18 protein-coding genes and 2 pseudogenes are annotated in these 20638 nt (G+C 69.5%); 10 read left to right on the forward strand and 10 right to left on the reverse strand.

Translation table 11 applies throughout. The features are described from left to right. Window positions 1–212 precede the first annotated feature (212 nt). A complete protein-coding gene (locus ACIPEK_RS31315; protein ID WP_402002910.1) occupies window positions 213–1646 on the forward strand; it encodes a GNAT family N-acetyltransferase in 1434 nt (477 codons plus the stop codon). On the opposite strand, the gene ACIPEK_RS31320 is transcribed toward ACIPEK_RS31315, so the two are convergent. Next, window positions 1582–2898, reverse strand: a complete 1317-nt coding sequence (locus ACIPEK_RS31320; protein ID WP_402002913.1) for a trans-sulfuration enzyme family protein — start codon at window positions 2896–2898, stop codon at window positions 1582–1584. The genes ACIPEK_RS31315 and ACIPEK_RS31320 overlap by 65 nt on opposite strands. A gap of 59 nt (window positions 2899–2957) precedes the next feature. On the opposite strand from ACIPEK_RS31320, the gene ACIPEK_RS31325 reads away from it, so the two are divergent. Next, window positions 2958–3455, forward strand: coding sequence for an Lrp/AsnC family transcriptional regulator (locus tag ACIPEK_RS31325; protein WP_327276536.1), 498 nt, complete (start codon window positions 2958–2960; stop codon window positions 3453–3455). Between the two features lie 48 nt (window positions 3456–3503). Then, complete coding sequence (locus ACIPEK_RS31330; RefSeq protein ID WP_402002917.1) at window positions 3504–5189, forward strand: DUF885 domain-containing protein; 1686 nt, start codon at window positions 3504–3506, stop codon at window positions 5187–5189. Between the two features lie 96 nt (window positions 5190–5285). Here the strand turns inward: ACIPEK_RS31330 and ACIPEK_RS31335 are convergent, their stop codons facing one another. Beyond that, on the reverse strand, window positions 5286–5774 hold the full coding sequence (locus ACIPEK_RS31335) for a rhodanese-like domain-containing protein (RefSeq protein WP_402002920.1): 489 nt from the start codon (window positions 5772–5774) through the stop codon (window positions 5286–5288). A 94-nt stretch (window positions 5775–5868) separates the two neighbouring features. On the opposite strand from ACIPEK_RS31335, the gene ACIPEK_RS31340 reads away from it, so the two are divergent. Beyond that, a complete protein-coding gene (locus ACIPEK_RS31340; protein ID WP_402002923.1) occupies window positions 5869–6315 on the forward strand; it encodes an Lrp/AsnC family transcriptional regulator in 447 nt (148 codons plus the stop codon). Here ACIPEK_RS31340 and ACIPEK_RS31345 read toward each other — a convergent pair. Genes ACIPEK_RS31345 through ACIPEK_RS31355 form a run of 3 tightly spaced genes read right to left on the reverse strand, consistent with a single transcriptional unit; the run spans window position 6305 to window position 11302 of the window. Beyond that, window positions 6305–9529 (reverse strand): AAA family ATPase, encoded by a 3225-nt coding sequence (locus ACIPEK_RS31345; RefSeq protein WP_402002926.1) that lies wholly within the window; start codon window positions 9527–9529, stop codon window positions 6305–6307. The genes ACIPEK_RS31340 and ACIPEK_RS31345 overlap by 11 nt on opposite strands. Further along, window positions 9526–10695, reverse strand: coding sequence for an exonuclease SbcCD subunit D (locus ACIPEK_RS31350; protein ID WP_402002929.1), 1170 nt, complete (start codon window positions 10693–10695; stop codon window positions 9526–9528). Before ACIPEK_RS31350 ends, ACIPEK_RS31345 begins: the two co-directional genes overlap by 4 nt. 28 nt (window positions 10696–10723) lie before the next feature. Beyond that, window positions 10724–11302 carry a tyrosine-type recombinase/integrase gene (locus ACIPEK_RS31355; protein WP_402002933.1) on the reverse strand — a complete coding sequence of 193 codons (579 nt, stop codon included), beginning with the start codon at window positions 11300–11302 and terminating at the stop codon, window positions 10724–10726. Between the two features lie 254 nt (window positions 11303–11556). On the opposite strand from ACIPEK_RS31355, the gene ACIPEK_RS31360 reads away from it, so the two are divergent. Further along, window positions 11557–11925: a hypothetical protein gene (locus tag ACIPEK_RS31360; RefSeq protein ID WP_402002936.1), complete on the forward strand. Its 369-nt coding sequence runs from the start codon at window positions 11557–11559 to the stop codon at window positions 11923–11925. Between the two features lie 396 nt (window positions 11926–12321). Here the strand turns inward: ACIPEK_RS31360 and ACIPEK_RS31365 are convergent, their stop codons facing one another. Beyond that, a complete protein-coding gene (locus ACIPEK_RS31365; RefSeq protein WP_402002939.1) occupies window positions 12322–12933 on the reverse strand; it encodes a DUF3592 domain-containing protein in 612 nt (203 codons plus the stop codon). Window positions 12934–13083: 150 nt separating this feature from the next. Between ACIPEK_RS31365 and ACIPEK_RS31370 the strand changes: the two genes are divergently transcribed. The 4 genes and pseudogenes from ACIPEK_RS31370 (at window position 13084) to ACIPEK_RS31385 (ending at window position 16095) form a co-directional block, all read left to right on the forward strand. Beyond that, the gene (locus ACIPEK_RS31370; RefSeq protein ID WP_402002942.1) at window positions 13084–13437 is read left to right on the forward strand and encodes a hypothetical protein; all 354 of its coding nucleotides are present in this window, start codon (window positions 13084–13086) and stop codon (window positions 13435–13437) included. Between the two features lie 330 nt (window positions 13438–13767). After that, window positions 13768–14274, forward strand: coding sequence for a hypothetical protein (locus ACIPEK_RS31375; protein ID WP_402002945.1), 507 nt, complete (start codon window positions 13768–13770; stop codon window positions 14272–14274). Between the two features lie 724 nt (window positions 14275–14998). Beyond that, window positions 14999–15259: pseudogene (locus ACIPEK_RS31380) on the forward strand (lyase family protein); the annotation flags it as partial. Window positions 15260–15474: 215 nt separating this feature from the next. After that, window positions 15475–16095, forward strand: coding sequence for a hypothetical protein (locus ACIPEK_RS31385; RefSeq protein ID WP_402002948.1), 621 nt, complete (start codon window positions 15475–15477; stop codon window positions 16093–16095). A gap of 65 nt (window positions 16096–16160) precedes the next feature. Here ACIPEK_RS31385 and ACIPEK_RS31390 read toward each other — a convergent pair whose 3' ends face one another. From ACIPEK_RS31390 to ACIPEK_RS31405, 4 genes and pseudogenes are all read right to left on the reverse strand, one after another. Beyond that, window positions 16161–16880 (reverse strand): hypothetical protein, encoded by a 720-nt coding sequence (locus ACIPEK_RS31390; RefSeq protein ID WP_402002951.1) that lies wholly within the window; start codon window positions 16878–16880, stop codon window positions 16161–16163. Window positions 16881–17014: 134 nt separating this feature from the next. Beyond that, window positions 17015–17863, reverse strand: a complete 849-nt coding sequence (locus tag ACIPEK_RS31395) for an SMI1/KNR4 family protein (protein ID WP_402002954.1) — start codon at window positions 17861–17863, stop codon at window positions 17015–17017. 787 nt (window positions 17864–18650) lie between these two features. Next, a pseudogene (locus tag ACIPEK_RS31400) lies at window positions 18651–19403 on the reverse strand (NAD(P)-binding domain-containing protein); the annotation flags it as partial. Window positions 19404–19484: 81 nt separating this feature from the next. Then, a complete protein-coding gene (locus ACIPEK_RS31405; RefSeq protein ID WP_402002957.1) occupies window positions 19485–20111 on the reverse strand; it encodes a YigZ family protein in 627 nt (208 codons plus the stop codon). A 58-nt stretch (window positions 20112–20169) separates the two neighbouring features. Between ACIPEK_RS31405 and ACIPEK_RS31410 the strand changes: the two genes are divergently transcribed. Beyond that, window positions 20170–20580, forward strand: coding sequence for a CoA-binding protein (locus ACIPEK_RS31410; protein ID WP_402002960.1), 411 nt, complete (start codon window positions 20170–20172; stop codon window positions 20578–20580). Window positions 20581–20638 lie beyond the last annotated feature (58 nt).

A 20638-nucleotide genomic window follows, 5' to 3' on the forward strand; every position in this document is an offset into this window, starting at 1 on the left:
CGGGCCCGACGCCCGGGGGTCCGGGCCCGGACGGGAGCTGCCGTGCCGCCGGCTCATGGCCCGGGCCCGGAGGAGGCTGCAGTACTGCTGCGACCCACAATCGATCAAGACATCAGTCCACCAAAACAGACGATAGGGGACCAGATCCACACTTAACCCATCAGTCACAGAGCGTTCGCGATCAGGCAACACCGCTCAGTCACAGTGAAGGCATGACTGATGTGACATCCGCCAAGACTGCCCGCCGCTCCCACCACTGGCGGCGGGACGCGACGGAGCTGGCCGCACTGTTCACCGCGGTCGCGGTGGCCGACGCGATCGCCAACCTGATCGGACACCAGCCGGACGGACCGTATCTCCTGATCGCCTCGGCCGTGGCCCTGGCCGTGACAGCCGCGTTCCACACCTGGTGGGCACGTCGCCACAGCCACGCCCCGCCGCCGACCCGCACCGACCTCATCTCCGACAGCGACAGCGTGTCGCACCGCATCGACGCCGCCGCGACCGCGCTCGTGACCACGCCCACCGCCGCAGGCCCGGCCCTGCCCCCCGAGGACACGGTGCTGTGGCGGATGCGTACCACCGTTCGGGACATCCCGGGCAGTCTGGCCGCGCTGTGCATCGCGCTCGCCCGGCACCGGGTCGACATCCTGACCCTGCAGACGCACCCGCTGGCAGAGGGCACGGTCGACGAGTTCCTGCTGCGCGCCCCCGCCCCGCTCCAGGCCCAGCAGCTGAGCCGGGCGATCTCCACCGCGGGGGGCGGCTCCACCTGGATCGAGCGGGCCGACGCGCACGACCTGGTGGACGCCCCGACGCGCATCCTGGGCCTCGCCACACGCACGGCCCTGGACGCCGCCGAACTTCCCCTCGCTCTGCGTCAGCTGCTCGGCCGCTGCACGATCCATTCGCTGCCCGGCGTCTCGCTCACCGGCCGCGCAACCGGTGAGACCGCGCCCGTCGAGGGCGTGCTGGAGGAGACGCTGATGCGGTTGCGCGACCCGTCCGGAGGTGCCATCACCATCGAACGGCCCTACCTTCCGTTCACCCCGACCGAGTTCGCCCGGGCCCGCGCCCTGGTAGAGCTCGACGCCCGGCTCGGCCCTCGTGTGCCGCGCAGCGAGCAGGTGCTCACCCTTCCCGAGGGCAACGAGATCACCGTGCGCCGCGCGGACCGCAGCGACCTCGAAGAGGCCCGCGCCATGCACAACCGCTGCTCCGAGCAGACGCTGCGGCTGCGGTACCACGGCCCGGTCCGTGACGCCGACCGCTACCTGGACCATCTGCTGAGCCCTCGCTTCGGCCGCACCCTGGCCGTGCAGACGGCCTCGGGCCGGCTTGTCGCCCTCGGCCACCTCCTCTGGGACGGCAACGAGACCGAGGTCGCCCTCCTCGTCGAGGACGAATGGCAGCGCCGCGGGATCGGATCCGAGCTCCTCGGCCGACTGGTGACGCTCGCCATCGAAGCAGGCTGCGAGAGCGCCTACGCCGTCACCCAGGCGTCCAACACCGGCATGGTCGCGGCCATGCGTGCGCTGTCCCTGCCGCTGGACTATCAGATCGAGGAGGGCACGCTGGTCATCACCGCACGACTGGACGCGACTCCGGTTCGTTCGCTGCCGCCGTACGAGCAGGCCGGCCGCTGACCTCCTGGCGGAGGACTTCCTGACGGAGTGCCTCATGCCGGGGGACTTCCGGACGGAGGGGCTCATGCCGGAGGACTTCCTGACGACCGACCTCCTGTGAGCTCAGCGCCTGGCACAGATCGGCCCACAGATCCTCGACATCCTCCAGACCGACCGACATCCGCAGCAGCCGGTCCCCGACGCCGGACGCCTGCCGGTCTCCCTCATCCACAATGCGGTGGCTGATGGAGGCCGGATGCTGGATCAGGGTGTCCACACTGCCGAGACTGACCGCGGGCGTGATGAGCCGTACGGCCGAAATCACCCGGTGCGGATCCCCGTACACCTCGAACGAGACCATCGCCCCGCCGAGCTTCGGGTAGTGGACCCGGGCGATACGCGGATCGGCCGTCAGCCTGCGGGACAGTTCGGCGGCGCTCGCGGAGGCCGCCCGCACCCGGACCGGGAGCGTAGCGAGACCGCGGAGCAGCAGATACCCGGCCATCGGGTGCAGCACCCCGCCGGTGGCGAAGCGCACCTGCCGCAGGCGGGCCGCGAACTCCTCGTCGCAGGCGACGACCCCGCCCATCACATCGCCGTGCCCACCGAGGTACTTGGTGGCGCTGTGCAGCACGAACCGTGCGCCGTGCTCGACGGGTCGCTGGAGTACGGGCGTGGCGAAGGTGTTGTCGACGAGCAGCGGCACGGAACCGCAGGAGTGCGCGATCGCGCGGATGTCGACCTCGGCGAGCGTCGGGTTGGCGGGCGTCTCCACCATCACCAGCCCGGTGTCCGGACGGATGGCCTCCGCGATGCCCGCAGGGTCGGTCCAGGTCACTTCGGTGCCCAGCAGACCGGCGCCGAGAAGGTGATCGCTGCAGCCGTAGAGCGGCCGGACGGCGACCACATGGCGCAGCCCCATGCTCGCCCGGACCAGCAGGACGGCGGTGAGCGCCGCCATTCCGCTGGCGAACGACACGGCACTCTCTGTTCCTTCGAGCCGGGCGAGGGCGGTCTCGAAGCGGGCCGTCGTCGGGTTGTCCAGCCGTGCGTAGACGGGCGGTCCTTCGAGCTTGGCTCCGGTGGCGGCGAAGGTGTCGATCCGCTCGGCCTCGCCCCTGGAGTCGTACGAGGGGTAGGTGGTGGACAGATCGATCGGCGGGGCATGCAGGCCCAGGGCCGCGAGATCGTCGCGGCCTGCGTGCACGGCTTCGGTGGCCAGCGCCCTGGAGCGGGTTGTCGTCGAGGGCGCCATCGAGGATTCGGTGTCCATGACATAACCCTGAACAAACACCGGGTCTATATGCGAAAGCTCCGTGTTACGTTCGACAGATGGCCGATTCAGTCGTTCTGGACCCGGTGGACCTGCACATTCTGCGACTGCTGCAGAACGATGCCCGGACCACCTACCGCGAGCTGGCCGCCGAAGTCGGGGTCGCACCGTCGACCTGTCTGGACCGGGTGACCAGGCTGCGCCGCTCCGGCGTCATTCTCGGCCATCAGCTGCGTCTTGACCCGGCGAAGCTGGGCCGCGGCCTGGAGGCGCTGCTCTCCGTGCAGGTCCGTCCGCACCGCAGAGAGCTCATCGGCCCGTTCGTCGAACGCATCAGGACGCTGCCCGAGTCCCGCGCGCTCTTCCATCTGACCGGGCCCGACGACTACCTGGTACATGTCGCGGTCACCGACACCGCGGATCTGCAACGTCTCGTGCTGGACGAATTCACCTCACGCCGCGAAGTGGCCAGGGTCGAGACCCGGCTGATATTCCAGCAGTGGGAGTGCGGACCTCTGCTGCCACCGTCCGCAGGATCGTCCGGGACAGGCCACTGAGGCCGAATGATGATGACGCGGAGGCCCCCGCCGTACGAGGATGTCCGCATGTCAGATATTCCCAGCAACGCGCTGCCCCGCCAGGTCGCCGACACCTACGTCGACGCATTCATCGAGCTCGACCCGATCGCCGGCACCTACCTGGGTGTCGCGGAGAGCTCGCGCCGCCTTCCCGACTTCTCCCCCGCGGGGCAGGAAGCCCTCGCCGAACTCGCCCGTACCACCCTGGCGAAGCTCGATGCCGCTGAACAGCTGCCTGGTGCGGACAGCGATGCCGAGCGCCGCTGCGGCCGCCTGCTGCGCGAGCGTCTCACGGCAGAACTCGCCGTCCATGAGGCCGACGAGGGACTGCGCGCCGTCTCCAACCTCTCCTCCCCGCCGCACAGCATCCGTGAGGTGTTCACGGTGACGCCGACCGAGACCGACGAGGACTGGGCGGCGGTCGTGGACCGGCTGCGTGCGGTTCCCGCCGCGCTGGAGGGCTACCGCGAGTCGCTCGCGCTCGGCCTGGAGCGCAAGCTGTTCGGCGGCCCGCGCGCCACCGCCACCTTCATCGGCCAGCTCGACGAGTGGGCCGGTGACGGCGGGACGGGTTTCTTCCATGACTTCGCGGCCGCCGGCCCGGCGTCCCTGCGTACAGATCTGGACGACGGCGCCCGCCGGGCTACGGAGTCGGTCGTGGCGCTGCGCGACTGGATGCGCGATGTGTACGCCCCCGCGGTCGAGGGCGCGCCGGACACGGTGGGCCGTGAGCGGTACGCGCGCTGGTCGCGCTACTTCAACGGCACCGACCTGGACCTCGACGAGGCGTACGCGTACGGCTGGTCCGAGTACCACCGGCTGCTCGCCGAGATGAGGACCGAGGCCGAGAAGATCCTGCCCGGCGCGGGTCCCTGGGAAGCGCTGGCCCATCTCGATGTGCACGGCAAGCACATCGAAGGGGTCGATGAGGTCCAGGCCTGGCTGCAGAGCCTGATGGACGAAGCGATCGAGGCGCTCGACGGCACGCACTTCGAACTCGCCGAGCGGGTACGGAAGGTGGAGTCCCGCATCGCCCCGCCCGGCGGCGCCGCTGCCCCGTACTACACGGGCCCGTCCGAGGACTTCTCGCGCCCCGGCCGCACCTGGCTGCCCACCATGGGCGAGACCCGCTTCCCGGTGTACGACCTGGTCTCCACCTGGTACCACGAGGGTGTCCCGGGCCACCATCTGCAGATCGCCCAGTGGACGCATGTCGCCGACAGCCTCTCCCGCTACCAGGCGTCGATCGGCGGTGTCAGCGCCAATGCCGAGGGCTGGGCGCTGTACGCGGAGCGGCTCATGGACGAGCTGGGCTTCCTGCCGGACGCCGAGCGCCGTCTCGGCTATCTGGACGCGCAGATGATGCGGGCCTGCCGGGTGATCGTGGACATCGGTATGCACGCGGAGATGGAGATTCCGGCGGACTCCCCGTTCCACCCCGGCGAGCGGTGGACCCCGGACCTGGCCCAGGAGTTCTTCGGCAACCACAGCGGCCGTCCGGCCGACTTCGTGGAGAGCGAACTCACGCGCTACCTCTCGATGCCGGGGCAGGCGATCGGCTACAAGCTGGGCGAACGCGCCTGGCTGCTCGGCCGGGAGAACGCCCGCAAGGCACACGGTGACGCGTTCGACGCCAAGGCCTGGCACATGGCCGCTCTGTCGCAGGGGCCGCTCGGACTCGACGATCTCGTGGACGAGCTGTCCAAGCTCTGACCCGCCTCTCGCCCCCTCCCCCTCCTGCTCTCGGCACTCCTGGCGGAACGTCCCGGCGGGAGCGGCCGGGAGGGGGCATTCATCGGGCCAGGCCGGTCAGCAGCCGCAGTCGTCGGGGTCGACCGGTGCGGTGAGCGGGTCGGCGTCGCGCCGCTCGCGCCCCTCCCAGGTCTCGAACTCGAAACCCTCGCGCACCCAGTACTCGAAGCCGCCAAGCATCTCCTTGACCTGGTAGCCGAGTTCCGCGAGTGCCAGCGCGGCGCGTGTTCCGCCGTTGCAGCCGGGGCCCCAGCAGTACGTGACCACGGGGACGGCCGGGTCGAGAAGGTTCCGGGCCTGCTGGGGAATGAGGGCAGTCGGCAGGTGGACAGCGCCGGGGACATGGCCCTGGTCCCAGGATTCGGTGGAGCGCGAGTCGAGGAGTACGAAACCGGGGTCGCCGTCGGCCGCGAGCGCGGCGGCGACATCGGAGATGTCGGCGTGGAAGGCGAGCAAAGCGCCGAAGTAGGCGGCTGCCGCAGCCGGGGAGGCCGTCGGGACGCGGAGGACGGGGTTGGGCACGGTCGCGGTGAGCTGCGATGTCATGTCCAAAAATCTACGACCGGTGATCCTTCCCGGGAAGACGAGATCCCCGGCACAACTCTTGATCTGCCAGGGATTTCCCTGTTGTCTCCTGAACATGACCGACTATTCCCCGGATGCCACCGACTGGCGCATCCTCGATGTCCTGCAACGTGAAGGGCGCGCGACGTTCGCCGAGTTGGCGCGGGCCGTGGCGATGTCCCCGAGCGCCGTGACCGAACGGGTGCGCAGGCTGGAAGAGGCCGGGGTGATCAGCGGTTACGCCGCGGTGGTCGACCCGGAGCGGCTCGGGCTGCCGATTCTCGCTCTCGTACGGCTGCGCTATCCGAACGGCAATTACAAGCCGTTCCACGATCTGCTCGACACGACACCCGAGATCGTGGAGGCCCACCATGTCACCGGCGACGATTGCTTCGTGCTGAAGGTCACCGCACGCTCGATGAGTCACCTGGAGGAGGTCTCGGGGAAGATCGGTACCCTCGGCTCCGTGACCACGAGCGTCGTCTACTCCTCGCCGCTCCCCCGGCGCGCCATCAGCCGCTGACCTCGCCCGTGGTGCGGTGCCGTACCGCCGATCCGTGCCTCTCCTTCACCACTTCGAGCTGTGCGGGGATACGGCGGCGCAGATCGGCGACATGACTGACGATGCCGACGCTGCGGTCCCGCTCGCGCAGCGAGTCCAGTACGTCGAGCACCTCGTCGAGGGTCTGGTCGTCCAGGCTGCCGAAGCCCTCGTCGATGAAGAGGGTGTCCAGCCGTACGCCGCCCGCCTCGTCGGTGACGACATCGGCGAGGCCGAGCGCGAGGGCGAGCGAGGCGAAGAACGTCTCGCCGCCCGAGAGTGTCGCCGTATCGCGCTCGCGGCCGGTCCACGCATCGACGACATGCAGGCCGAGGCCCGACCTGCGGCCTCCGGTGCGGGCATCGGAGTGGACCAGCGTGTAGCGGCCGGACGACATACGCTGCAGCCGTGCGGTGGCGGCTGCGGCAACCTGTTCGAGCCGGGCCGCAAGCACGTACGACTCCAGCCGCATCTTGCGTTCGTTGTCCGCGGAAGTACCAGCGGTGAGCCCTGCCAGCCGTGCCACCCGGTCGTACTCCTCGCGCAGCGGACCGAGCCTGCGCACCTGGTCCGCGGCGCTGCGCGACAGCCGGTCGAGCTCGGCGCAGCGCTCGCGTGCGGCGGCCAGCGCCGCGGAGGCGTCCCGCAACTGCCGCTCGGCCGTGTCGTATGCGGCCTGTGCGACGTCAACCTCTGCTCGCGGGCCGTCGGCGGCTGCTCGGGTCGCGGTCTCGGCGAGACGGTCGGCGACGGCGGCCGCCTCGGACTGCCAGGCGTCGATGAGGCGCTGGAGTTCGCGCTGTTCGGCATCGGTGAGGAGGGTCGCTGCCGCGGCCTGCGGGGTGTCGAACCCGGCTCGGAACGCGGCGTCCGCGAGCCGGCCGTCGGCCTCCTTACGGCGCTGTGCGGCCGTCTCCTCCTCCCGTACCGCCGCGGCGGCCGCGACGAGCAGACCGACTCGGCGCTCCAGCAGTTCGGCGTGCTCGGCGACGCTGCCGGACTCTCCGCGGGCGGTCGCCAACTCGACTTCCAGATAGGCCTGTTCACGGTCCAGACCTTCCCGCAGGGAAGTGCGGGCCGCGACCCGGCGCTCGGCCAGCTGCCGGCTCTCAAGGCGCTCGGCCTGTTCCCGCTCGGCGGTTGCGAGGGCCTCGCGCGCCGCGTGCATGCCGGCGGCGGTCCGGTGCGCCTCTGCGTGCATGCCAGTCAACCGGTCGACGAGTGCGCCGAGTTCGGCGACGGTGGGGTCGGCGACGGGGTCGGTGGCAGCACCGGGAAGAGCTTGCTCGGAGCCGGCCGCATCGGTGGCGACCACCTCGGCCCCGGCCACCGGCTGCCGCGCAGCCGGCTCAGCGGCAACAATCCCGGCTGCCGTCCCGGACGCGGCCGACTCGGCAGCAACGGCCCCGGCCATCCGCCCGGACACAGCCGGATCGGCGCCGTCCCTCGGCCGCGGCACGGCCGACTGTGCGGCGACACGGGCTGCCATGTGCTTCTCGCGTACGACTCCGAGCTCCCGGTCCGCCCCCGTGCGCGCCTCCTCGGCCCGCCGGTACGCTTCGAGAGCCCTCTCCTCGGTGGCCCGGTCGACATGCCCGTCGGCCGCGCGGGCGGGCTTGGGGTGATCGGCCGAGCCGCATACCTTGCAGTCCTCGCCGTCCACCAGCTCCGCAGCCAACTCCGCGGCGATGTCGCGCAGTCGTCGTTCGCGAAGCTCCAGCCATGACTCGTGGGCGTCCGAGGCCTGCTCACGGGCCGCGGCCAGCCGCTCGGCGGCGGCCGACGCCTGAATGGCCAGAGCGTCGCGGCGGCGGGCCGCTTCCAGCCGTGCGCGGGCCGGCTCCAGCCGGCCGGCGAGCTGTTCGGCGCGAGTGGCGGCCTCCTGGGCCTCCTCGATGAGTGCCCGCAGGTCGTGGCGTGTTGATTCCCAGCCGGCCAGCCAGCCTCTCGCCTCGTGGATCAGTTCGTCGTCGGCCCGGGCCTGGCGCTCCAGTCCGGCCCGCTCGGCGTCGATCTCCGCGCTGCGCCGCTCGGCGCGCTTCGCGGCGTCGAGCCCGCCGAGCTCCTGCCGCAGCCTTCGCTCCAGTTCCGCCAGTTGTTCGGCACCGGCGTCGGCCAGGGTGCCGGGCAGCAGTGCACGGGCGCGGTCACGGTCCTCACGGGCCGTGCGGTAGGCGCGCTCGGCATCGTCGCGCAGCTCCAGTGCGGGGGCGACGAGGTCCGCCTTGCGGGCCCGAGCGAGCCGTTCGTGGTGTCGGTCGTGGTCGGGACGGCCGGCTTCGATTGCGGCGGCGCGGCGCCGCGTCTCCGCGTATCGCTGCTGGAGCCCGGTGAGTTCGCGCTCGCGGTCGAGGGCCAGGCGTGCGGCCGACTGCCGGCCTTCGGCCATGGCCAGTAGGGACTCGGCGATGTCGAGCCGCTCCCGGGCGCTGCTGCGGGCAGTCGCGGCCCACTCCAGCACACCGTCGGCGAGCCCCGGTTCGCCGGGCTGGACGTCGGGCAGCGGCGATTCACACGCTGCCGGCCCGGCGGCCTGGGCGATCCGCTGGGCAACCGCGATGATGCGTTCGTCCCCGGCCCCGACCTGCGTTTCGGCGGTACGGCGCAGCTCGGCCAGACGCTCCTCGACTGCGGCGAACCGGCGGGTGTCGAAGAGCCTGCCGAGCAGTTTGCCGCGCGCCTCGGCATCGGCACGCAGGAAGCGTGCGAAGTCGCCCTGCGGCAGGAGCACCACCTGGCAGAACTGGTCCCGGCTCATCCCGATGAGCTGGGTGATCTCCTCGCCGATCTCCTGGTGCGAGCGGCTCAGCGGCTGCCAGCCGTCGTCGGGGTCGTACTCCCGCAGCCAGCTCTGGGCCTTCTCCGTCGTGAAGCCCTTGCCCTTCTTCTTGGGGCGGGGCTGTGCGGGGCGCCGGGTGACTTCGAGGCGCCGGCCGCCGACGGTCAGTTCCAGCTTGACCTCGGTGGGGAGGTCTGCCGGGGCGTGGTCGCTGCGCAGCGAGGTGCCGGGGCTCTGGCGGGCGCCGGGCACCGCGCCGTACAGGCCGTAGCAGACGGCGTCGAGGACCGAGGTCTTCCCGGCGCCGGTCGGCCCGTGCAGCAGAAAGAGCCCGGCCGAGGAGAGCGCGTCGAAGTCGATGTCCTGGGTGGCGCCGAACGGCCCGAAGGCGGTGAGGCCGAGCCTGTGGAGTCTCAACGGTGGTTCACCTCGCGCACGCTGTCGTCCACCCGCACGTGATCGAAGGCGCCGCGCAGCACTGTTCGCTCCCGCTCGTCCGCTGCGGACCCGCCCCGCACATGTGCCACGAAGTCCTCCGCGATCTGCTGGTCGTCGCGCCCCTTGAGGCGCTGTGCGTACGAGGCGAGCGGGTCGTCGGGGGCCCGGTCGGGTTCGAATACGAGACTGAGTGTGTGCGGGAACCGCTCGACGAGGCGGGCCATGGGCTCGACCGGGCGCACCGGGTCGGTGAGTGTGGCCTCCACCCAGGAATCCCGGTGCTGCTCCAGCGCGGGGTCGTCGATGAGGGTGTCGAGGCGGCCGCGGAGTCTGGCGAGCGGACGGGGCACCGGGCAGTCGATGCGCTCGGCGGCGACCGTTCCCGAGGCGTCGAGGTCGATCAGCCACATCGTCTTGCTGTGGGCGACCTCGGAGAAGGAGTACGCGAGCGGCGAGCCCGAGTAGCGGACCCGATCGGTGACGGTCTGGCAGCCGTGCAGATGCCCGAGCGCCACGTAGTCGACGCCGTCGAAGACTCCGGCGGGTACGGCGGCCACCCCGCCGACGGTGATGTCGCGCTCGCTGTCGCTGGGCTCGCCGCCCGCGACGAAGGCGTGGGCGAGCACCACGGACCGGGTGGTGCCCGGGCGGCTCGCGAGGTCGGCGCGTACCCGTTCCATGGCTGCGCTCAGCACCGCCTCGTGCCCGGCGCGCTCCGCCTTGAAGACATCCTTCACCAGGGCCGGTTCCAGGTAGGGCAGTCCGTAGAACGCCACGTCGCCGTATGCGTCGCGCAGGACGACGGGGGTGGCGCAGCGGGCGGGGTCGGTACGCAGATGGATGCCGGCCCGCCCGATCAGGCCTGCGCCGACGCCCAGCCTGCGTGCGGAGTCATGGTTCCCGGAGATCATCACGGTTGGCACACCGGCGGCGGCGAGCCGGTGCAGTGCATCGTCGAAGAGCTCGACCGCGGACAGCGGCGGGACGGCCCTGTCGTACACATCACCCGCGACGAGGACCACGTCGACCTCGTGCTCGCGCACCGTCGCCACCAAGTGATCCAGGTACGCGGCCTGGGCTTCGAGCAGGGATACCCGGTGGAACGACCGCCCCAGGTGCCAGTCCGACGTGTGCAGAATTCTCAATGTGACGCTCCGACCTGCACGTTTCCCCTCACTCCGTTCTCAGAACCAGCACCGAACCCGCACCGGCCCCGCCACCATCACCAACTACGCTAGCGCCGGTGAGCACCTGATCCATCACGGACCTCAGTCTGCCACCGGCGTCCGGGGTGAGCTGGCCATAGATGTCAGCGGTGATCTGGATCGTCGAGTGGCCCAACGAGCGCGAAACTTCCAAGAGTGAAACCCCACCCGCGATGGCGCCACTGGCAAAGAAGTGCCGCAGCGTGTGTGCTGTCCACGGCTCATCCCCATAGCCCGCCTTCTTGACAGCACTCTTGAAGTCGGTGCGATAGTCCGAGTCCAGGACCTCGCCTCCCTGATGAGCATGCGTGCGGAAGCGGCCGGAGCTCAGACGTCCGGGACGCCGGTCAGTTCGTAGTAGACGCGGGGCGCGCCGGCTGGCCGCCCGGCCCGGGCGGCCAGCCGGCGGATATCCCGGCAACCCCTGTCCGGACGGCTGGGACGTCGGCCACCTGGCCGCCCACTGCCTGCGCCGGGGCACCGAACCGCACCACGTCAGGGAGAACGAGATGCTCCTCGACCAGCTCACCACCGAACTGGACTCCATCGGCGTCGAACGCCACTGGCCCGCGCCTGCCGGATACCGACCGAGCGGCTCCAGTCGACCTGGCGCGGATGGTTCAGCGGTGGCGGAGGCGCTCGCGGGACGCGCGGCAGCAAGCCGGGGGCATGGCCCTTCCGCCGAGATCTCGGGGCGAGCGCCCAGTCCGGTCCGCGCTGTCCTGCCGGATACCGTCCGTCAACAGATTGCCGAAGCGGTGTACAAAGCTTCGCAGAAGCATGTGAATCGACCGACTGTGAGTGAGGGAAATTCCTCGATGGACTTCAGTACCCTACCGGGGTTTTCTGGCAGAGATCTACCGGACGCGCGAAGGCCGCCTCGAGCTTGCTCCACCAGCAACTGCTTTCCAGATTCATGCAATCGAGCGGGATCTCGATTCCTCGGTGGAGCCGGGGCTGCGGGCCGCATGGCTGGAGGCGAACGGTGGACCGGCCTGGATGCCAGTGTTCACCAGGCCCGGCTATGAGAGCGGCTACGTTTTCCTCTCCGTCGAGGAAGCGGCCGGAAGGCGACAGCCCATGAAGCAAAATGCCCCTCGATACATGGATTATATCGATCCGAGGCCTCAGGATCCTCGAATCCAAGCAGGCTGGTTCAATGACGACTGACCACCCTTCGCCGAGTTCGACGAGGGGGCAGGAACCCTGATACGGGATTATTCCCCTGCGAAGAAAGGCGCACCCTACCAGATCATCGCGTACACGCACGATCCGGATGAGATGAGCTACATCGCAGCGAGTTTTGAAGAATTCCCCGAAGGACCCATCGCCGAGATTTCGGCGAATCCGGAGGAGTACGCGCCTGAAGCCTGAGCCCGAGGAATCCAACTAATGAGCTTCGACGTGTAATTCCGGGTGGGGCTATGCGGTCCGATCGCGAGGCACGTTTCGATGAAAGCGCTGTTGTGACAGAAACCCGCGCCTGCTCAGGAATCGATGGTGTGCGAGTCACGGCCACTGCCGGACGAACAGCGCATGCTCGGCATCCACGTGCCGGACGAGTGCTCACTTTCCGGAAGGTTTGCGCCGAGTCCAGGCCCGAGCCATGGCCTGGGCGACGACCGGACCGAGGCGTTGATTGGCGGCCGGGTCAATTTCATCGAAATTTTCCGTGTACCGCTTCGTGAAGCGTCCGAAAAGCCTCCGCAGGGCGATACCCGCGATTCCCAGAGGCACCATTGCCGCTGAGATGAGCAGCAAAAGCAAATCGAGAGTGTTCCTGGCGAGGGTATTCCAGTAGCCGAGGTCCGAGGGAAGGGCGACCGTGCCGGCATCCTTCGGATCGTACACAACCACCATGGTGTAGCCGTCCCTCACCTGATGCGTCTTGAATTTCAGCGGCGATTCAACGGAACTCCCGCCGGACGGGGTAAAGCGTACCCAGCAGGTGACAGACAGTTCGCTACCGTTTTCGTCGTGGAGGGTTTGCTGGCATCTCGTGACAGTCGCGCGGGTCTGAACCCCGCGGCTCTTCAAGGCAGATATCACCTCGGTGTGGTTCGGTATGATGAATATCACGATCGCGGAGAAACTGCACAGCCCCACAACGATCATGGTGATGGATGTGATCGTGAGGTATCTGAGCAGATTGCGTGGACCTGCGGGCTTCGCACTCATCGGCTTCCTGACGTAATTGAATCGGTCGATGCCGGTCTACCCCGTCCATCCGAGGCGGGATCGTTTCGTGGCAGGCCAACTGGCCACAACTCGAGTGCGGACCGTCGTCCTTCACCGGTTACCGGCCGATGACTCGGATAATCTGAAGGCATGGCCGCGAAGTACTACCGGGACGAGCGAGCTGCCCGCCGCCAGCCCGTACTGATCTCCAGGTCGTCCCAAGGCGTCGAGGAGGGCTACCGACTCGTAGGCCCGGGCGGAGCACTCACTCCGATCATCAGCCACGTGCAATGGCTGGACAACCATCCGGACGGCCCCGACACGCACGTGATGATCTCCTTCGCGGACGGCACGAACGTCGAGTTCCCCTTCGATGTCCGACTGGCCGCCATCTGGTACGACGAGCAACGAGCCGTCAGCGATACGGACTTGCTGGAGGCTGCTCCCATTGTGTGGGGTGCCCCCGCTGAGCCCTGGTGTCAGGCGAGCCGTCGAGGGCTGTGACGCCGCCGGCGAGGTGGGCCGCCGACGCAGGGAAGCCCCCCGCTTCCACGACTGACCATCCGCCTGCCCCCTCGCCTGCTGCTGCGGGCACCGACACCGCTCGACATCACACCATCTCACTCAAGTTGCTCTCCCGGCGTCCAGGCCGGTTACGCAGTTTCCCGGTTGGACAGTTCTACCAATACCTCTTTCTCGCAATGGGCGGGAGCGTTGCCCTTACGGCGTTGCGGAGGGGGTGGGCCGCCTCTGGTTCGAGTTCTGGTGGGCCGACGGGTGGCTGACTGATGCAGCCCTCTCCTCGCGCCGTTCCTCGATGTCATCATTGCGGGTGTGAACTCCCCCGACGCGACACCCAACGCCGACCTGATCCGCGATCGTTGGCGCGTCCGGGAGGCGCCCCACGGAGACTTCATCATGTTCTCCGACGGATCCCTGTCGGTCATGCGACTCATGCGGCTCTCCCCCGCAGACCGCCTCCATGACATGCGAGCCGAGGACTGGCAGTGGTGGCAACTCCTACGGGCCACCGCGTGGACCCCCAGTGACTGGATAAACGTTGATACGACGTTCGCGTCATGCACCTACGCCGGAAGCCGTGCCCTGGCAGGTGAATCATCGGACCACGGCAGTATCGGCTGGGTCGCCCTGACTCGGGACGATGACCACCACACCCTGGAATGGATCGCGGTCTCCTGCTCGTCCAATCCGTTCACCGAAGTCACCTTGGACGCAACCACGGTGACCGCCACCAGCACCCTGGGCCGCATCTGGACCTTCCCCAGAAACACCCCCCAGCAGGTGAAGATCACCGAGGATCCGACCTATCCCTGGCCCTAGTCTTCTCGGGTATTCAGTCCCGCCAACTGACGTGCACATCCGCCGGCTCAAGCGCTCATGTCCGACCGCGGCCGTCGATCGGATCCGGCACTGCGCTGCGTGTACGCCTGCGGCCTGTGCCCGGGGCTCGCGTTGGCCGTCACGGCTCCGGCGGCGCCGGCCGCAACCAGCAGCGCCGGGCCGGTCCTCGGTTCCGTCACGCTGGTCGGCAAGCAGTTGGAGCCGACCGCCGTCGGCTGCCTGGCCATGCCGTCGCACACGATCGGGCCACCCGATCGTGCCCGGGCCGGGGTTCGACGGCAGGCGGCCGTCACCGCTGGAACGCTCCTGCTGAGCGTCCTCGCGTATGTCGCCGCTGACACCACCCGGGTGGGCAACCTCATTACCGCCCACGGCAACGGACGGTTCTTCCTGGTCGCCTGCATCGCCCTGCTCACCGCCCACTTCTGCTGGTGTCCGACCGTGTTCGGGCTGCTGACCGGCCGCTGCGCCAGGCACGTGCGACCCGGCCCCCTTCGCGTCGGGCTGCGACCGATGCCGGCCGGCGCCGCGGTCGGACTCCTGTGGACCACAAGCAACATCAACGACATGCTTGACGTGCTGGCCACGGGAGCTGAGAACGGTGCCGAGAGCGCACTGTCGGCCGTGCCGGCAGTCGTCTGCGGGCCCCTTGGATTCGCGGGAGTGACGGCGCCCGCCTGGAGCAGCCGGCTGGTCCCGCCCGCTGCGCGCCTGGTACGGGTGCGGCAGGCTCGCGCCGCTGTGGTCGGCGGTGCGTGCGGCCGTGCCGGCGGTGGAATTAGTGACGGACGCCGACGGCCTGGCCGCCGTCAGGCAGGCCGCCGCTCTGGCCAACCGCGGCCTGGGGCTCCTCGACGCGCACAAGGCCGACGCGATCGTCGTCGCCTGCGAAGAAATCCGCTCCGGCAAGCTGCACGACCAGTTCGTCGTGGATGTCATCCAGGGCGGAGCGGGCACCTCGACCAGGCGCAGAAAGCGCTCGTCACCGGACGCACCATCGCCGACATCGTCCTGACCCAGGGACTCCTGATGCAGGCCGACCTCGACGACATCCTCCGCCCGGAAGCCCTCGCACGATCCAGCAGCCGCAATTCCAGGTGACAGCGGGAAGCGGGAAGCGATGGCGCAACCCTTCTACCCGTCGGCGGCGCCCCCACCGACGGCTGGCAGTGTTGGTGCATGGCCGAAGTCGAAGACCCCCATCCCGATGGCTGGCAGGCACAGGCACGTCAGTCGTTCCTTACCGCCATGTGGAACATGGTTGTCGACGAGGATGCCTACACCGACGGCTCCCCGTCGTGGATCGAGTCCCGGTCAGGAGGCCACGAGCAGGGGCGCGTTCCTGGCAGCGCATCGGCGGCGGCGCTGCACCGGATCCTGGCGTGCGGCGTGAATCCGGACGATCTGACCGATGTGGTGCGACAGATGCAGCATGACCTCATTTACAACGTCTGCCAGTTGATCGACGATCCGGGGCTACTGGGCATCGGACTGGACGAGGACTGGTCCGAGCAGACGGACGTCCGCTGGGAACTGGTGACGGTCCGCACCGCACGGCCGGCAGCGCGTGCACCGATCGATGGGCTGCACTCCTCACTCGACGAGCTCGACCCCAGCGGCCGCAGCGGCGAGCCACGCGGCCGACCCGCACCCCATAGGGGCGAGGAACACGACGGGCTGGTCGACGAGGGGTCGTCCCGGACGGACCAGCCAGAAGGCCGCGTAGCCACCGCTGCCGTCCTGACCAAAGACACGGAAGGCGTCGCCGTTCAGCTCACCATGGTCCGTCCAGGCTCGTAGCCACGCGGTGTCTCCTCGGCGGACAGGAACGCGGAATAGGGCTCGTAGTCGAATTCGCCGGGGCCTCAGCTCCAGTCGAAGGTCAGCAGGGCCAGCCGGTCGATGGGTTCGAAGAACAGCAGAATCTGGTCGGCGCCGCTGCGTCGGTAGTGCCAGCCCGGCACCGCCGCCACGAACTGGAACCGGTTTCCGGCTGGGCTGACCGGCCACGCCTGGTCGTCGTCGTGCTCAAGGCGGAACAGGTCGGGATCGACCCAGTTGCTGTGGGCGTCCGCATGGCCGCCGAGCTGATCCAGCAGCGCCACCGGGTCGCGCACCCCGTACAACGGGGAACCCTCGTCGTCGAGCCTGAGTAGTTCGCCCTCACGGCGGAAGGTATCCCGCTGAGCGCGGTAGCTGCGTTCCTGTCGCTCGCAGTGCTCATCGAGCCGGGCGCGGAATCCTTCCCAGGGCTCGGGTACTTCCTCGGGGGTTGTCGCCCGCACGAAGTAGCGCACGTCGCCGAGCAGGCGGTAGCGGTCGCCGTCCATCGCGAACCCGAGCCAGTTGGCTGTCTGCAGGGCCGAGTGGAAATCCGGGGTGTGGTCACCGAGGTATCCCTCCGCCGGTTCCAGCGGGCTGACCAGGTGGATCCAGCCGTGCCAGGCCGGGTTCACCTGGGCAAGATCGATGGAGATCAACGGGTGCAGGTGCCAGGCCAGTTCGACCTGGTCGGCGACGAACACGTCCGCAGGCTCGGGGTAGACCCGCAGGCCCGTCCCGGCCGTCATGACGTCTTCCCGCATCAGGGACTCTCCACCGCCCTCCCCTGCGCCGGACCGGGCTGCCCATCGCGTGCCGACAGCGGGAAACTCCTCCGCGGACATCCATGACCCCTTCTGCAACCCCGCACATGTGATCGATCACGTGACGATCAACCCTACCCACCGGAACAGACAGGGCGGGGGCAGCTTCGCGGTCTGACCGGTCGCTCAGGATTCTCTGGCGCCTTCTGTGGTCGCGCGGCCCTCTCGGATCCCGTCGCGCGTAGCCAGTCGAGGAGGTTGTCGGTCAGCTTTTCGCTCACGCCGCAGCTGTCGATGTCCCGCTCGCCGGCCCCGAGATCGAGGAGATAGACCGTCGTTCGGTCACAGGGGTGACGCCGCATGAACAGGCCACTGCCTCCGCTGTCGTCCCCGATGAGGACCCAGTCCGGCGCGTATTCGCCTACTTGGTAGGTCTCGTTGCGTTCGATGATGGTGTGTGGGCCATAGATCAGCACGCCGTTGGGCAGCAGGACCCCCGGCGTCGACCGCCAGAGCCGGGCCAGTGCGGACGTGAGCCCGGCACCGAATCCGTTGCGCAGGGCCACCTGAACGGTCAGGAAGCCCGCGAAGGTGTCCGCCACCAGCTCTTCTTGGCCGCTGACGCGGTCGCGGCGGACCACCGCGTACTCCCCGCCCGCCTGCCGGTCGAGCGCGAAGTGGTAGGTGTCACCGCCATCGGGCTCGACACAGAAGCAGAGCCGGCCCCCGTCGAGGCGCCATCCGCCGGTGATGTCGTCGTCCTCACCGGAACGCGTCCCGGGTGAAGGGACAGTCGCTATCCGCGCACCGGCAGACGTGCCGCTGCCGTACTCCGTCAGCCACCACCGGTACGAGGGCGGCAGCGTGCCCACGACGGACTCGGCCGCGCGGATCCACGCGGTCGGCACGCCGGCACCTAGCCGGGCACTGATCACCGGCGATTCCTCGATCAGCTCGCGGACGAGTACCAGGTCGGGTCTCATGCACACGAGCCTGTCACATGGGCACGATCACCCGGGCGTCACCGGTCAAAGGCCGTCCCGACAGCCGCCCGCCCGGCAACACGGCCACGGTCGATGCTCAGGACCGGCACAGCTCAGCTCGGCGCTCTCCCCACCCATCGCCGGTCACGACCGGCCCACTCGTTCACGGTCGGTGCCTTCGCCCCGCGTGGAGAGACCAACCTCCGCGCCCCGTTCCGGGTCCGGTGGGCCCGTCGCCACATCTACTCCTTGACGGGACACCACTCGCCCGCCCCGGAACAAGCTTTGGTCATGAGCCGACGCTGGTCGGGTCGGTTCGGGTCGGAGAGGAGCGGCTCGGATCGCTCCGGGTGGTAACCGCGGGGCGGGCCTTGTGCCTGGCCCGGAAGGGCTTCAAGGCCGCATCCCGGCCGGTGCGGCAGCACGGGCCGCGGGCGGGCCGGGCGCCGACGCGGCCGCTGGTGGCCGTGGCGCTCAGGGTCTCGGCGGGGAGGACGCCTTCCAACCCATGGCTTCTTAGGAACAGCCGGGCCTCCTGGACCGTGGCGTACGGCGCCGGCGCACCGGTGCCGGGAAGCGCGGGGTAGAACATGCCGACCATCAGCTCACGAGCCGTGTCCGGCACCCACAGGTCCCGGCGGGCGCGGTCGACGAGGTGGAGGGTGTCGCGGCCGACCGCGGACGGCCCGGTGGGGCGGGTGCGTGTGTCTGTGTCGCTGCGGACGGAAGCGGCGACGGACGCATGTGTCGGGGTCGGGGCCGCGGCGGCCGCGGCGGTGGCCGGCCCCGCTGCGGCGAGAGCGCCCATCGCCCCGGCCTGCTCACGGTCGTCGACGACGAGGAGGGCAGCGGCGAGCAGGTCGGCGGAGAGTTCCTGCTTGCCGGGTTCATCGGCGCCGAGCGTGGTGAAGTGCTGTCCGGGGCGGCTGTCGGCAAGGCTCAGCAGAGGTGTGCGTGACCAGGTGGAGAGCAGGACGACATCCGCGGCCGCAGCGATTCCGGTCGCGGAGCCGAGGACCCGGCCGTGGTGCCGGGCGGCGAATTCCGCTGCGCGTTCCGGGTCGGTGTCGTGTACCACGAGATCGCGGTAGCCCCGCAGGCTCCGCAGCCCGCGGACCATGATCTCGGCCTGTGCGCCCGCGCCGACGACGCCCAGCACCGCTTCGCCCGCAGGGTCGGGAGCGGCGATGACATGGGTGCCGAGGGCAGCGGCCAGTCCGGTCCGCCATGCTGTGACGGTGGCGGAGTCGAGGATTGCGAGGAGTTCGCCGTCCCGGCCGTTGTGCAGACAGATCACACCGCGCAGCGCCGGCCGGGCACCCGGAAATTTGGCATTGACCTTGACGGTGTACGCATCAATGCCCGGCAGCAGCCCGGGTATCAGGGCCGTCGCCGTGCCCGGGAAGGTCAGATCCGTGCGCACGCGCTGCCCCGTGACCGTCGAGGAACCGGCTTGGCAGAAGCCCTCTCGCAGGGCCTTCAGCGAGGCTTCCGGATCGAGGACGGCCAAGAGATCACTGCTGGTCAGGAGTTGGGTCACGCGCGCATTGTCCCGTGCGGTAGATCAGGCCCCGGCAGCACCCGGGGCCCCCGGGACGTCTGTGGGGACGTGGAGACCCGGTCAGGCGTCCCCGTACGCCTCGCCGCCCAGTTCCAGCTCGGCCTCGCCCGCTGTCGCGTCCGCCAGCCAGCCGCGGAATCCGTCGACATCGGCGTCCGGCAGCCCGATCTCGATGACGACGGCCTCCGCGTAGCGGACCTCTCGGACACTCCGCCCGGTGGCTCGCAAGTCGTTCTCCAGCTTGCCCGCGCGCTCATGGCCGACGGTGATCGTGGCAAGGCGGAACCGCTGCCGGGTGATGGTGCCGAGTTCGTCGAGGGCCTCCCCGACCACTCCCCCGTACGCCCGGATCAGTCCGCCCGCACCGAGCTTCACGCCGCCGTAGTAGCGGGTGACGACGGCGACGACGTACCGCATCTCACGGCGTGTCAACATCTGCAGCATGGGTACGCCCGCGGTGCCACCGGGCTCTCCGTCGTCGCTCGCCTTCTGCACGGAGGCGTCGGCGCCGATCACGTAGGCGAAGCAGTTGTGGGTGGCGGTCGGATGCTCCCTGCGGACGCGTGCGACGAAGTCCTGCGCCTCCTGCTCGGTGGCGGCGGGGGCGAGCGCGCAGATGAAGCGCGACCTGTTGATCTCGGTCTCGTGCACGCCCGCTCGGGCGACTGTCCGGTACTGCTCCTGCATCCGCCTACCCTATGCCCCGGCCGGGAATGGTCCGGGGCCACTGCCCGTTGTCCCGGTCATGTACGCAGACGCAGAGACGATCCGCAGGATTCTCCGGGACACGGGCGAGACCTGGGCGGTGGTGGGCCTGTCCGACAACCCGTCGCGCGCGGCCTACGGCGTCGCCGAGGTGCTTCAGCGCTTCGGCAAGCGAGTGGTCCCGGTGCACCCGAAGGCGGAGCGGGTCCATGGCGAGGACGGCTACGCCTCGCTGGCCGACATACCGTTCCCGGTCGATGTGGTGGACGTCTTCGTCAACAGTGAGCTTGCGGGCGCCGTGGCCGACGATGCGGTGGCGGCGGGCGCGAAGGCGGTCTGGTTCCAGCTCGGCGTGGTCGACACCGAGGCGTACGACCGCACGCGGGCGGCCGGGGTCGACATGGTCATGGACCGCTGCCCGGCCATCGAGATTCCCGCGCTGAGCCGGTAGCCGCAGCACCCCCGCCGCTCGTCCGAATGTGCGTGGTGTCACACCCGGCGCCCGGCTG

This window comes from Streptomyces sp. NPDC088246 (assembly GCF_044741025.1).
In the GTDB taxonomy this organism is placed as follows: domain Bacteria; phylum Actinomycetota; class Actinomycetes; order Streptomycetales; family Streptomycetaceae; genus Streptomyces.

Coding starts and splice junctions, on each gene's coding strand:
- ACIPEK_RS31365 (WP_402002939.1), bottom strand. CDS start 12,933: ATGAGTGCGAAGCCCGCAGGTCCACGCAATCTGCTCAGATACCTCACG.
- ACIPEK_RS31385 (WP_402002948.1), top strand. CDS start 15,475: ATGGCCGAAGTCGAAGACCCCCATCCCGATGGCTGGCAGGCACAGGCA.
- ACIPEK_RS31390 (WP_402002951.1), bottom strand. CDS start 16,880: ATGCGGGAAGACGTCATGACGGCCGGGACGGGCCTGCGGGTCTACCCC.
- ACIPEK_RS31315 (WP_402002910.1), top strand. CDS start 213: ATGACTGATGTGACATCCGCCAAGACTGCCCGCCGCTCCCACCACTGG.
- ACIPEK_RS31325 (WP_327276536.1), top strand. CDS start 2,958: ATGGCCGATTCAGTCGTTCTGGACCCGGTGGACCTGCACATTCTGCGA.
- ACIPEK_RS31370 (WP_402002942.1), top strand. CDS start 13,084: ATGGCCGCGAAGTACTACCGGGACGAGCGAGCTGCCCGCCGCCAGCCC.
- ACIPEK_RS31335 (WP_402002920.1), bottom strand. CDS start 5,774: ATGACATCGCAGCTCACCGCGACCGTGCCCAACCCCGTCCTCCGCGTC.
- ACIPEK_RS31405 (WP_402002957.1), bottom strand. CDS start 20,111: ATGCAGGAGCAGTACCGGACAGTCGCCCGAGCGGGCGTGCACGAGACC.
- ACIPEK_RS31410 (WP_402002960.1), top strand. CDS start 20,170: ATGTACGCAGACGCAGAGACGATCCGCAGGATTCTCCGGGACACGGGC.
- ACIPEK_RS31320 (WP_402002913.1), bottom strand. CDS start 2,898: ATGGACACCGAATCCTCGATGGCGCCCTCGACGACAACCCGCTCCAGG.
- ACIPEK_RS31330 (WP_402002917.1), top strand. CDS start 3,504: ATGTCAGATATTCCCAGCAACGCGCTGCCCCGCCAGGTCGCCGACACC.
- ACIPEK_RS31395 (WP_402002954.1), bottom strand. CDS start 17,863: ATGAGACCCGACCTGGTACTCGTCCGCGAGCTGATCGAGGAATCGCCG.
- ACIPEK_RS31355 (WP_402002933.1), bottom strand. CDS start 11,302: ATGGAGTCCAGTTCGGTGGTGAGCTGGTCGAGGAGCATCTCGTTCTCC.
- ACIPEK_RS31340 (WP_402002923.1), top strand. CDS start 5,869: ATGACCGACTATTCCCCGGATGCCACCGACTGGCGCATCCTCGATGTC.